Raw genomic sequence first — 13,017 nt, 5'->3', positions numbered from 1 at the left:
GTTTATTCCTTTTCTAACCAATAATAGAATGCAGGCAGTAATACCAAGGTTAGGATTGTGGAAGAAAAAATCCCTCCGATCACAACTGTGGCCAAAGGTTTTTGGACTTCCGCACCTAATCCTGTTCCGAATGCCATCGGAATAAATCCGAAAGAAGCGACGAGTGCAGTCATGACTACTGGACGTATACGACTGACTGCACCTTCTAATACAGCTTCTCTTACGCCGAGTTTACTCTCAGCTCTGATCCGATCGATTGTATATAATTTTACCAGTCCATTCAAGACCGCGATTCCTGAAAGAGCGATGCAGCCTACGAATGCCGATACACTTAAATCCATTCCTCTTAAATATAGGAACCAGATTCCGCCGGTTAATGCGAATGGAACACAGAAGAATACTAATAAGGCCTGTTTGATAGATCTAAGTCCTAAATATAGGACAGTAAATATCATGAATAAGGTCATAGGCACAATTACGGAAAGTTTTTGTTTGGCTTGGGAAAGATTTTCTATTTGTCCTCCCCAAAAAATCGAGTATCCATTGGGGATCTTTAATTTAGAAACTTCAGAGATAGCTTCTTTATAAAATCCTTCTAAATCTCTCCCTCTTAAATTCACGGAAACCGCTACGAATCTTCTGGATTTATTTCTGGAGATGGTCATTACCTTCTCCCTTTTTTGGATAGAGGCTAAAAGTCGGATAGGTACTGTTCCTCCATCTTCCGTTCCTACATTGATATCTCCAATTTCAGATTCTCTATTCCGGTGTTCTTCCGAAAGTCTGATCTTGATAGGGAATCTGACTTCTTCTTCATAAAATCCTCCTAATTCAAATCCGCTCATTGAACTTTCTAGTACGGAGTTAAATAGAGGTAGTGAGATATTATAATATTTGAGTTTTGTGCTATCCGGGATCACATCGATTACATTCGATTTTCTTAATGCCATGATGGGATCTAATTCAACTTCCGCTGCTCCAGGGATCTTTTCTAATGCGTTTTTTAATTCTTCCTGTAGTTGTAATAAAATGTTTAGATCTTTTCCTAAGATCCTGACACTAATATCCGCTCTACTTCCTTCTAATAATTCATTAAATCGGGCTTCTAAAGGTTGGCTTAAGGTCAGTTCCGATTCCGGGAATTTTTCTTTTACGGATGTTTCTATCTTATCCAAAAATTTTTCCCAAGTATTCTTTTCCAAAAGATCCGGCAAGATATCCTTTTTTAGAATGATAAAAGTGTCCGCATTGAATGGACCCATTGGGTCGTTTGCAACCGAGCTCGTGCCTATCCTAGAAAATACACTTTCCACTTCAGGCATCTGCCCAAGGAAAAGTTCTAATTCTTTTTGCTCCTTTAAACTTTCTTCTAATCCTGTGTTTCCATTACGGACGATCACTAACATTAGATCTCCTTCCGTTAGCTTGGGAAGGAATACTGTTCCCATTCTGAAATAGATAAGAAGCGTAACTGTGAAGAATATTAAAGAATATATAATGATCTTACGAGGCTGATCCAAGATCTTAGGTAATTTTTCAGCATACCAATTTACGATCTTACTATCCTTCTTCTTGCTATGTGCTCCTAAGTTTTTTGGTGCCAAAAAGAAGTATAAAAGGGGAGGGAGAAGGAAAACTGCCAAGAATAAACTAAACCCTAACGCAAGAAGCACCGTTTCCGCCATGGGCCGGAACATTCTTCCCGGGATCCCATCTAAAGTTAAGATGGGAACATAGACTAACATGATCACTAAGATACCGAAAGATACAGGCTTCAATACTTCCAAAGAGGAATCCAAAATGACTTTTCGTTTTTCTTCTTTGTTTGTAAATTTTCCCGTTTCGAATTTAGAGAGAACGTTTTCCGTAATTACGATGGAGGCATCTACTAATAATCCGAAATCTATTGCTCCTAAACTCATTAAGTTGGCAGAGATCCCGAAAAACCTCATACAAATCGAAGCAAGTAACATGGAACCCGGAATGATCAATGCCACTATCAAAGAGGCTCTTAGATTGAATAATATTAGAAAAAGTGTAAGTATGACTAATATTGCACCTTCGCCCAGGTTTTTTAAGACTGTTTTGATGGTGGATTGTATCAAAAAAGATCTTTCTAATAAGATCCTCACTCTTACATTTTCAGGAAGACTTAAATTCGATACTGCTTTATGGAGATCTTCATTTACTTTATAACTATTTTCTCCTTTTAGCATTAATGCTGTACCGAGTACGATTTCTTTCCCGTTGGAACTGGCTCCTCCTAATCTTGGAGTTCCATGTTCGTTCACATCAGCTATGTCCGAAACTTTTACGGAAGCACCCGTAAGTGTCCTTCTGACAGAAATTGCAGAGATCTCATTCAGGTTTTTTTTAAGTCCATAAGCTCTTACGATCGAAATTTTTCCTGAGTTCTCTATGAATCCTCCGCCGAAACTTTCTCCTATTGTAGAAATATCTCGGATGATCTGATCAATGGAGAGTCCCCAACGTTTCATTCGATTAGGGTCCACATCTATATGGATTTCTTTTTCGTAACCTCCATTGGAATCTACCTCTACAATTCCAGGGACCATGGCTTTGATCTGGGGGCGGACCACATAGTCCTGAACAGTTCTTAAGAATAAAAGTTTTTTCTCTTCGGGAAGTTTGTCTAATTCGGAATCCGGAATTGCCTCTACCGAATAAAAGAAAATCTCTCCAAGACCTGTCGTATTTGGAACGATCGTAGGAGTAGCACCTGGAGGAAGTTTTTCCTTAGCGCTTGAAATTCTTTCAGCTACCATGGCCCTTGCCTGGTAGATATCCGTAGTTTCCTTGAAGATCAGGGATATATTAGATAAACCGAATTTAGATACGGAGCGTACATCTATTAGATTCGGTAGTCCTAAAAGTTCTGTTTCTAAAGGAAAAGTTATCACCTTCTCCACTTGTTCGGGATCTAAAGAACCAGTGTCCGTTGTGACGATCACCTGTACATTCGTAATATCTGGTACTGCATCTATCGGGACTTCGTTTAAAGTATAAAATGAAAATATTAATAAAAATGAGACCAGTCCTACGGATAAGAATGGGTTATTTAGGCTGGTATTCAAAAGTCTGGCTAGCATTGCCCATTACTCCTAAAATATCTTTTTCGTTCGTGATATAAAGTAGGTTCAGAAGACTTTCCAAATGTGAAATTTGGGCATCCAGAACCGCATGATGTGTTTCGTGTAGTTGGTTTTCCAACTCCAGGTAACTTATAAGTTGGATCCTTCCGCGCTTGAACTCCATATCCGCGAAGTTCAGATCCCTATCAATCCGATCCAACTGGGCCAGGTCATAAAGTTTTAGGTTCGTTTTGGATTGTTCATATTCCAAAAATGCTTGGTTAAAGGAGGTTTGTATTAAATTTTCCTGATATGTTAGCCTATCTTGTTTTGACTTCATATTTGTCTCAGCAGAAGCAACCTTGTTTTGGAATTGGTCCCACACTGGGATTCTGAACTTCAATCCAAAATCGTAAAATCTGTTGGCAACCCCGGATTTATCTTCTCCGATCTGGCTAGTGATAGAATAATCAGGATATTTTTCTAAGTTTGCCAATCTGAGTTCTGTTCGAGCCTTATCCAATTCTCCTTTAGCGGCAAGGATAGAAGGGTTTTGGGATACCGCCTTTTTTTCCAAATCTTTCCGATCGAATTTTACTCCGGATTTGAAATAAGGAATTTTTAGATTAGGAGTGAACTCTTGTCTTAAATACAAGTTTAAGGATTCATAATCTTTTGCTGCTCCAAGTTCTAAATCGTTAAAATGTTTTCTTAGAGCTAAAATTTTTGTCTCTATGATAAACAAATCGGTTTTTGCCTGAGGAGTGAAGAATGGCCTGGCCTTGATATAACTTTCGATTAAAGAGAGTCTTTTTAGTCTTTCCTTTACATGATTTTTCTTATCGGCTGCCACCAAGTAACGGTAGGCAAACTTGATCGAACTGAGTCGGATAGAATTAAATGCTTCGATTTGTTGGACTTCTTTGATCTTGGAATCATTATCCACCAAAAGTTGTTTGAGTTCCTTCCTTCCCGGAAAATAAACAGGTTGTTCTATCTGGAGTGCATATTCTGCTCCAGATTCATCTGCTGCCTTTCTTTGACCGTAATCAATATAAACGGAAGGGTTCTGGGTTTTGCCTTCCTGTCTTCTTTTGTAAAAAAGGCTTTCTAGGTCGGAATGGATCGCAGTGAGCAAAGGAGAATTTTTCTCCGCGATCGACATAATTGAATTTAAATCTAATTCTTTTCCTGTATCATCCTCCGAAGCCTGGGCAGGGAGGAATAATATCCCGAAAAAAGATAAGAATACTAGTATATAATAACGCACAATAACCTCATATTATAAAAAAAGAAAATTATAATATGAGATCTAAATTAAAATTCTGATAAATGAAAGATGAGTAATTGTTTCCGAGCTGGAAAGTTTTTGGAATTCGATCTGGAAAGGATAGAAGGAAGAAATGTGAACCAAATCCTCTAAACCTATTCTGAAATGTTCAAAAACCTGGACTGGAAAGGATAGAATAGAGCGGGACTCTTCTAATTCCTTTTTGACGGAAACTAGGTCCCAATCGCATACAGGTCCGCTGTCTCTGTTTTGATCTTGATGGCAGGGAGAAGATTCGGAAGTTCCGGCTTCTATTTCGCAAAAGGGACCACAATTAAAAGCGGGTACGAGAATAGAAAGTAAGGCGCAGGCCACCAGGACTTTCAAAGATCTCGATTTCATTCTTCCAGAGTAACAGTCGGCTCAATAAAGTAAATTGAAAAAACTACCTGCCAGCCTTGGCTCAGAGGATTGATATTTCTCAGTTTGTAGGAGTTCTAACGTGAACGGACCTTCTTCTTTTTTGCCGCTACCTTACGTTTAGGAGCTACTTTCTTAACTGTACGTTTGATCGATTTTTTGCGGGCGGCTTTTTTCTTTGCAACAGCCTTTTTGGAAGAAGAAACTTTTGATTTTGTGATCTTTTTCTTTGAGATAGATTTCTTTTTAGGAATCGTTTTCTTTTTTAGAGAAGAAGCTTTATTCGCTTCTGCCAAAGATTTTCGGAACCAAAATACAAGGTCTTCATCATCTTCTAAAATTTCTTCCGGGACTTCCCAATAAGAGACTCGGACAAGTTTGCCGTCTTTCCCTGCATACGTGAAAGGTGCCATTCCTGCAGATTCGTATTCTGCCTGATTGGATTGTCCTACTCTAAAATATAAACGGTCTTTAATGACCATCGCAAAGATTTGAGGTCCGGAGTAGACTCCGAATCCTCCGAACATATTTTTATAAGATAGGGGACCACAGACTTTTAGTCTATCTTGGACATGTGTAAGAAAAGAACTCATAGGCAAGGGATTGTCCCTCAATACAATAAATTGACAAGAAAAAATCCAGTTAGAGGAGCCTAGGAAAGAAAAATCCGAAAATATTTATAATACAGCTTTCAGCCTATCCAATACTTGTCCGTTCTTTTCTAATTTTCCGAAAGAAAGGACTTGGGTAGGACAATTTACCACGCAAGCTGAACATCTGACACATTGAACGCTGTCCATTGGTCTTCCCTTATTAGCATAATTCATTACGTCGATTCCTTGGTGGCAAACAGATGTACAAATATTACAAGAGATACATTTTTTTTTCTCGGAGAAGATTCGGAACTTACTGAATTTAGCGTAGATATGCATGAGTGCAGAGAGTGGACAGAACATTCTACACCAGATCCTACCGGAGAACATAAAATATGCTCCGACTCCTACAACTCCTCCAAGGCCTAGGTCCACAATTAAATCATAATATACTTTGATTGAGTCTGCGCCGAATTCCAATGGCCAGAAAAATTGTCCTGAACTTCCTATCAGTTTTGCGATGGTAAGAATCGCAGCTATAAGCAGAATCCATTGGCCTGAATGTTCTAATTTATATGCCAATTTTCCGTGAGGCATTCTATTTCGATATTCGTCACCTAAGGTCTCTGCCAAACCACCACAGGAGCAGATCCATCCACAATACGCGCCTTTTCCGAATTTATAGACTATGTAAGGGATGAGCCCGAAGCTCATTAAGAATCCGTAAACTAACCAGAAGGTTGTGATCCCCCCATCGTATAGAACTCCCATATTCAAAGGCCAGGCCAGAATAAATCCGTATGCTTTCCAATAAGCGCCGTCAGGAAAAACCTGAGTGAGCAGGAATCCATTAGAAGGCCCTAATAATCCTTTATCACCCAAGAAAGGCAGAATGATCTCGGGCAATAAGAAAAGTGGAAAGATTTGAATTAGAATAAGAGTGATGGTTTGTAATTTGATATATTGTGTAGGTCTGACCCAAATCCTCCTGATCCCGAAAAATAATATGGTCGTAGAATATAGAACTGTATAATGAAAGCTTGGATATTTTCCGAATAAATAAAATCCTAAGTATTTAGCGCTTAAATAAACTCCTGAAAAGTAAATTGCCGAGGAAACTAAATAAAGATTTTTGAATGTTCTCCATCTCCAATGAAAGAATGCTTCTTTGGAAAGTAAAAATCTAATAGAAGTAATTGCAAATACTACCCCCGAAGCTAATGCAACCCAGGAATACCAAAAGGCGGCATAAAAGGATGCTTTTCCGAAATATAAAAATAATGCAAATGAGAATAGTGAAACAAATCCAAGGATTTCTTTGGAATTGAATGAATTTCTGATCTTTAGTCCTAATTTTTTAAGAAATGAGATTGGTGCTTCTGAACCGATTAAGACCAAAGAAGAATCTATTTTTTCAGCTCTTGTTTTGGATCCTTGTTTGAGGCGAACTTGTTTAGGTTCAAATTTTTCCGGATTAGAATTTGGTAAAAATCGGATCTTATTTTCTTGGACTGCTTTTTGGAATTTAAGTTTATTCTCTTCTTTTGGCCTGGAAATTTCAGATTCTCTATAAGATAGAGTGACGGAAGAAGAAACATCAACCAAAGATAATGCGGCTTCGATAGCGCTATCTCCTCCTCCTACAACTAATGTATTTTGTCCTTGGAAATCCTTAGGGTCAATCAGTCTATGGAATACGTTTTCTTGTTCTTCTCCTACAACTCCTAAACGTCTGCTATCTCCTGATTTTCCGATTGCGAGTAGAACATAAGAGGAATTGAATTTTTTCCCTGACTCTGTTTGGATTTCGAAGCCGGTCTCCGATCCTTTGGAAGGAACAATAGATTCTACCTTCTCCCCGTTTATAATAGGTAGTTTATATTTTTTTAATACGGATTCCAGAGATTTTAAAAGGTCTTCCTTGGTTGTATCTTTAATATGGATTGGAGAATCTACTTCCAGTTCAGAAGGCTCTGCAAAGATAGGTTTTCCTTTTGGATAACTTGTGATTGTGTGAAAAGGCTGATTTGCTTCTAAGATAAGAAAATCCAGGCCATTCTTCTTCGCTTCAATTCCCGCCGCGATCCCGGAAGGTCCGGCACCTACGATCAAAACGTCCAGGTTACCTTTTATTTTCTTTTTAGGTTTTTCGAGAATGTTCCGGATAGCAGAAACACCACTTTGTACAGAATATTTTAGAAGAGGTATGCCTGTCAGATCTCCTGAGATATAGATTCCTTGAATGGAACTCTCGAATTCTGAATTTGTTTCAGGATATTTTTCCGCCTCACCCTGAGGAGCGTTGTTGTTTAACCAATCAAAGTATTTAGGAACAAAGGATAATAAGCTCATAAGTATTGCAGATGTTTTGAAATCGGCTTGCCCGCTCTGATCTAAAAAGAAAACTCCTGCTGGATGGATTTTTTGCAAGGATTCAATACAAAAAACCGATTTTTCTTTTTTATCATTGTAGCGCTCGGCTTTATTGGTTTCTGCATCTCCTTAGGAAGAGTGGCAGTTGATCCGATATTGGCTGACTCCTTTTATAACTCTGATTCTCTTTTTTTCTCAGTAATTTACCAGGAACTTTTTCTAAAACCCGGGGCAAACTTTTTAATATCTTTGAATGGTTTTGGTTGGACCCCTGCCTTATATTTTTTCCCTGATTTGGTGCAGTATTTTGCACTTAGGACCATTTTTTTATCACTGGAGAATGGTGCTTGGGAACTGACCCATTTATCCTATTCTTTATTCCAATGGGTCTTTCTTTTGTTCGGGATCATATTCCTTTTGCAGAAGTTTACAAAAGAAAAAATTTCCTACGAAAAGGTAAGTTTAGTTCTAACTTTCGGTTTTTTGACAGGGACCATATTAATTTTATTTAAACAAGATCTGTTCGTGTTTTTGCCGGGATTTCATGGAGGGAATCTCGCAATTCTCTGTTGGGCTTGGGGGTTTTTTTATCAATGGGGAGAGAGTAACTCCAAGCGAGACTTCATTCTTGTTACCGGAATAACGTTCTTATTTTCCTTAAGTGATCTACTTTTTATTCCTTATTTCCTGATCCCTACATTAGGATTACATCTTTTAGATTGGCTGCTGAAAGAAAGATCCATTCATAGGATCAGAAAAATAGCATATGCTTACTTTCCTATTTTTTTAGGAATTGTAGCATCCCGAATCGTTTTTCAAATTTTACGCAAAAACAATTTTGTATTCTTTCCCGGAACTGCCGTACCAAAAAAAATAGGGGAGGCAATCTTATCTTGGAAAACGGAAAACTTCTTCCATTCTTTTTATTACTTATTTAAAGAAAATTGGATCTATCTTGTTTTGATCATTTTGTTTTTTGGATTTTTAAGGTTTTTATCCAAGAATGAAGAAAAAACAAATTTAAATAAACCGGCCTATCTTTTCTTAATTCTCGGGATTATAGTTCCGTTCGTTTTTTTGGTATATGGATTTATTTTCGGCCTAACTGGAGGAGCTGGTATCCAAGGGATCGATAGATATTTTGGAGAGATACTTCTGGGATTTTTAGGGATTGGGATAATTTGTATTTTAAAAATTTCTGATATTCCGGTCGCAAAATCCATATTGGGTGTTTTATTCTCTATGGGGATCCTTTTAGGGATTTATTCTTCTTATTCCAAAGGTTTGGGACTAACTTATTACCCTGCAAAGGTTGCCTGTTTAGATGAGCTTGCGGAAAGGTATAATTGGAAGAGAGGGATTGCAAGTTTTTGGTATGTAAGGCCAATGAGGATCTTTTCTAAAAAAGCTTTAGAGCCGGATGATTATCTTTATGATCTAATGTTATTCTATTGGCAGAATAATTTAAACTGGTTCGAAAGAGAAAACCCAGCTTATACTTTTGCGATTATAGATGGTGTGGATGAAAAAATCGTAAGAGAAAAATTGGGAGAGCCAGTTTCGGTTTCTTATTGCGAGAAAATCCCTATCTATACCTTTGAAAATCCCCAAAAGAGTCTGGAGTTTGTAAAGGAAAACCGAGGCAAGATCGATCTTTGGAAATTTTCTACTTCCAGATATTAAAATTTTTGGATATCGTTTATCATTCTCATCCATTCCGCCAATTCGATATCTTGGTCTTGTTTAGAAAGTTCTAAAGTATCTATCACTCTTTTTCTTCTTTCTAAAGAATGGTTTTGGCTGAGTTTTAATTTTGCTTCGTAGCTTAGATTATAGATCTCGAATCCTTTTATTTTGCCTAAAAGGGAATTTCTGATCTCTGGTTTAGGAGATTGATAGTTATATCCGGAATTTTCTGACTCGAAATATTGAATAGAATCTTGTAGTACTTTTTCGGTTTGATCCTTATCTAAAAGACGGAATATGCCCTTCACATGCACTGAGATATAATTCCAAGTCGGAACCGTTTGCTCCGACTCATACCAACTAGGGGAAATATAGGCATGAGGGCCATGAAATACACATAAAACCTGTGAGTTCTCTTGTAAGAGTGGATTTCCGGAAGCCATATGACCGACTAAACTGGATTTATTTTCGGAAAGAAGGAGAGGGAGGTGAGTTGCCTCAAGTCCTTCTCCGGTTGTTGAAATGAAAACGGCAAATGGGTATTTGCCGATGATTTCATGGATTATATCAAGATTTTCTAATTTAAAATGTTCCGGTGTATACATTATTTACCCGGATCTATCCTTAGGATTTGTCCTGCTCCGAAATCCGCGATATAAACAGAACCCCTTGCATCTTTTCCAAAACTGGAAATTAATACGGGCCATTTTCCTAAGGAATATGCTTCTTTTGCAGGACTTCCATCTTTAGGAAGATCGATTGCCCAGATCCTTCCGGATACAAAATCCCCGAATACATATTTGCCATGCAAGTCTGAGATTCGATCATTAGTGACTACATAACCTCCTGTGATTGAACTTCCGTCTTCTCTACCATATTCGTAAATCGGATCTGTTAATCCTTTTTTATCACAGTCTGTTTTAGGCTCGAAACAATGAGTTGCTTCCATTTTGTTCCAACCGTAATTTTTTCCTGCTTCTACTATATCAACTTCTTCGAATAGATCTTGACCTACATCTGCGATGATCAATCTTCCGGAAGGATCGAAAGAATATCTCCATGGATTCCTAAAACCGTAAGCGAATGTTTCCGGTTTGAATGCAGGATCTTTTAAGAAAGGATTATCTTTTGGAACTGAATATTCTTTGCCCGGATCTTTTGAGTTTACATCAATTCTCAGGACAGAGCCTAAGAATGTGGAAGGATTTTGTCCGTTACCTTTCGGATCTCCCATCCATCCTCCGTCTCCCCAAGCGATATATAGCATGCCGTCTTTTCCGAATGCCAATTGCCCTGCGTTATGATTTCCGTAGGGTTGTTTGACCTCCATCAAGATCCTTTCTTTAGAAAGTTTAGCCTTTTTGGGATCCTTGGGAAGATCTATAGTCCATTCGGAAACTCTGCTGGTCTCTCCATTCTTCTTTGCAACATAGTTCAAATATAGAAGGGGTTTTTCAGGAAATTCGGGATGTAATACTACGCCTAAAAGTCCCTGCTCAGAATCTGTGGAAATTCCATCAAGTTTTAGTAATATACCTGAACTTCCGTCTTTTGGGTCCAACCATTTTAAGGCTCCTGTTTTTTCCGCGACTAAAAAGATATCTGGTCCAGGGATCATGAGTAGATCTACAGGTTGTTCGAATCCTTTTCCGATCGTAGTAAGACTGATTTTGATCTTTTTCCTTTTTTCATCGTTTTGATTGAAGACTGCGACCAAGCCGGATTCTTTTCCTTCCGCTTTGTATTTTGCCATGTCATCTACATTGGCTACCAACAGACGTCGTATATCGTCGCAGGAGATAGTGAAGAATATTAGGGAAATTGCCGAAATTAGAAAGGATCTATAGAAGGAAAGTTTCATGATCCGAATTCTTCCTTTAAGCAGGATTATATCCAGTCTTTTTCTGATTAGAATCCGCTTGACCGTCCAATTTAGATAAGGAGTCTTTCTGAAGTGAGTTTAATGGATCAGTTATTGGATCGTAAGGAAATAAAACTATCCTTACTTCTTATCTCCTTTTCAATTTTTCTTATCAGTTTAGGGAGTATCTCCGGTTCTGAATCAACAGCAAGATCGTTCTATTCCACTGATTCTTTATTTTTTGCAAATGTATTTTCGGAGCTTATTAAAGGATACGAAGAAGGTAACGTATTCTATGGATTGAGGGACTGGACCTGGACTCCTGCGTTTTATTTATTTCCTGATCTACTTTTATATTTTCTACTTAGGCTACTTGCAATTCCGATCAACGCTTCCATCGAAATCGTTCATCTGGGGTACACGATCTTACAATGGACATTTTTGTTCCTTTCCTGGAATATTCTATTTAAACGATTCCTTCCGAAAGAATCTAATATTAGTTTTCTTTATAGGATCTCTATTTGGTTTGTTCTAGGTGGGCTTTTTATTTTACAGAGTCGTTTCCTGCCTCTGTTTCTTCCTGGGTTCCATACAGGAACTTGGTGTTTGCTTCCGATTTCTTGGGCTCTATTTTTTACTCTTAAAAAGAACAAGGCTTATTATGCACTGGAGTTTTTACTTATATTTATAGCAGTTCTTTCGGACCCATTATTTCTGCCTTCTTTTTTGATCCCTGTTCTTTTGTATGAATTATTTACGAAGTCGAGTAGGATAGTTAAGGAACCAAAACTTTTGATTCCAGATTTGATGAAATGGATCCCGATTGTTTTAGGTCTGTTTTTAGGAGTTAAAACTTATTCTTTACTCGTTAAAAATAATACAGTATTCTTTCCATATCGATATTTTGAAAAAAGTATATTCGGAAATTTTAAACTGATCCTTGATCCTTCTTTTTGGAATAGTTTATCTATTCTTTTCAGTTCAATCACCGGAATACTTTGGATCCTATCCTTCGGGTCTGTCGTTTTATTTTTTGGTTTAAGAAAATTCAGAAAAGACGATGAGCAGTCCTTGAACTTGGATCTATTTTATTTATTTTCCGGAGTTATCTTACCGTTCTTCCTTATTTTAATCGCTTATGTTTCAGAAGATACCCTACCTGAAAAAGTCCCATTTCGTTATTTAGGAATTTTGGTTCCAAGCTTATTTGGGCTTTTGTGTATTCTGATCAAAGGAAGAACCTTAAAGATAATTACCTTCTTCATTATTATCTATGGAGGAAGTTATTTAACTTCTTATATCATTCAAAATAAACCTCTAAAGATCGAATACTATCCGGATTGGATATCTTGTTTAGATGATTTAGGAAGAAAGAATCATTGGCAAAGAGGTATGGGAGGTTTTTGGACTTCTGCTCCCGTTCGAAATTTTTCTAAAATAGGATTAGTCTCGGATTATTACGAACCTGATCTAAACATCCGGCCTTGGCAAAATACGTTTAGATGGTATCAGCTTGATAGGAATTATTCTTTTGCGATCTTAAATGAATTAGATGAGGACGTTTTATCAAAAACTTTCGGTCCAGGGGCGCATAAAGAAGAATGTCCTGGAGCTAAAATTTATGTATTCTCTACGAAGAATGTGAAAGAGATCGAAAACTTTATCCTATTGAAAAAAGCGGATATCAATTCTTGGAAAAAAAATACGGGAAGGGAATAAAGA

General features: G+C 37.6%; 9 protein-coding genes. 2 read left to right on the top strand and 7 right to left on the bottom strand.

Annotation, left to right across the window (positions count from 1 at the left end; genetic code table 11):
- Positions 1-2: 2 nt before the first annotated feature.
- The 5 genes from CH377_RS07565 to CH377_RS07545 all read right to left on the bottom strand — a co-directional run bounded on the left by CH377_RS07565 (position 3) and on the right by CH377_RS07545 (position 7,727).
- A complete protein-coding gene (locus CH377_RS07565) occupies positions 3-3,110 on the bottom strand; it encodes an efflux RND transporter permease subunit (protein WP_100723199.1) in 3,108 nt (1,035 codons plus the stop codon).
- On the bottom strand, positions 3,076-4,362 hold the full coding sequence (locus CH377_RS07560) for a TolC family protein (protein WP_100723198.1): 1,287 nt from the start codon (positions 4,360-4,362) through the stop codon (positions 3,076-3,078). Before CH377_RS07560 ends, CH377_RS07565 begins: the two co-directional genes overlap by 35 nt.
- A 42-nt stretch (positions 4,363-4,404) precedes the next feature.
- On the bottom strand, positions 4,405-4,764 hold the full coding sequence (locus tag CH377_RS07555; RefSeq protein WP_243402014.1) for a hypothetical protein: 360 nt from the start codon (positions 4,762-4,764) through the stop codon (positions 4,405-4,407).
- A gap of 95 nt (positions 4,765-4,859) precedes the next feature.
- A complete protein-coding gene (locus CH377_RS07550) occupies positions 4,860-5,375 on the bottom strand; it encodes a TfoX/Sxy family protein (protein WP_100723197.1) in 516 nt (171 codons plus the stop codon).
- 84 nt (positions 5,376-5,459) lie between these two features.
- Positions 5,460-7,727, bottom strand: a complete 2,268-nt coding sequence (locus CH377_RS07545) for an NAD(P)-binding domain-containing protein (protein WP_100723196.1) — start codon at positions 7,725-7,727, stop codon at positions 5,460-5,462.
- Positions 7,728-7,886: 159 nt separating this feature from the next.
- Between CH377_RS07545 and CH377_RS07540 the strand changes: the two genes are divergently transcribed.
- Positions 7,887-9,431, top strand: a complete 1,545-nt coding sequence (locus CH377_RS07540) for a hypothetical protein (RefSeq protein ID WP_243402013.1) — start codon at positions 7,887-7,889, stop codon at positions 9,429-9,431.
- Here the strand turns inward: CH377_RS07540 and CH377_RS07535 are convergent.
- Complete coding sequence (locus CH377_RS07535) at positions 9,428-10,039, bottom strand: FMN-binding negative transcriptional regulator (protein WP_100723194.1); 612 nt, start codon at positions 10,037-10,039, stop codon at positions 9,428-9,430. The genes CH377_RS07540 and CH377_RS07535 overlap by 4 nt on opposite strands.
- Positions 10,039-11,295, bottom strand: a complete 1,257-nt coding sequence (locus CH377_RS07530; protein WP_207797601.1) for a PQQ-dependent sugar dehydrogenase — start codon at positions 11,293-11,295, stop codon at positions 10,039-10,041. Before CH377_RS07530 ends, CH377_RS07535 begins: the two co-directional genes overlap by 1 nt.
- Before the next feature lie 102 nt (positions 11,296-11,397).
- Between CH377_RS07530 and CH377_RS07525 the strand changes: the two genes are divergently transcribed.
- Positions 11,398-13,014, top strand: a complete 1,617-nt coding sequence (locus CH377_RS07525) for a hypothetical protein (protein WP_243402018.1) — start codon at positions 11,398-11,400, stop codon at positions 13,012-13,014.
- Positions 13,015-13,017: the final 3 nt, after the last annotated feature.

Origin of the sequence: Leptospira haakeii, from assembly GCF_002812045.1 — a bacterium.
GTDB lineage: Bacteria > Spirochaetota > Leptospiria > Leptospirales > Leptospiraceae > Leptospira_B > Leptospira_B haakeii.
This window is presented reverse-complemented; position numbering and strand designations above follow the sequence as displayed.

What these genes read in the sequence shown, in the direction of transcription:
- CH377_RS07565 (WP_100723199.1), bottom strand. Translation starts at nt 3,110, where the DNA reads ATGCTAGCCAGACTTTTGAATACCAGCCTAAATAACCCATTCTTATCC.
- CH377_RS07555 (WP_243402014.1), bottom strand. Translation starts at nt 4,764, where the DNA reads ATGAAATCGAGATCTTTGAAAGTCCTGGTGGCCTGCGCCTTACTTTCT.
- CH377_RS07550 (WP_100723197.1), bottom strand. Translation starts at nt 5,375, where the DNA reads ATGAGTTCTTTTCTTACACATGTCCAAGATAGACTAAAAGTCTGTGGT.
- CH377_RS07545 (WP_100723196.1), bottom strand. Translation starts at nt 7,727, where the DNA reads ATGAGCTTATTATCCTTTGTTCCTAAATACTTTGATTGGTTAAACAAC.
- CH377_RS07535 (WP_100723194.1), bottom strand. Translation starts at nt 10,039, where the DNA reads ATGTATACACCGGAACATTTTAAATTAGAAAATCTTGATATAATCCAT.
- CH377_RS07530 (WP_207797601.1), bottom strand. Translation starts at nt 11,295, where the DNA reads ATGAAACTTTCCTTCTATAGATCCTTTCTAATTTCGGCAATTTCCCTA.
- CH377_RS07525 (WP_243402018.1), top strand. Translation starts at nt 11,398, where the DNA reads ATGGATCAGTTATTGGATCGTAAGGAAATAAAACTATCCTTACTTCTT.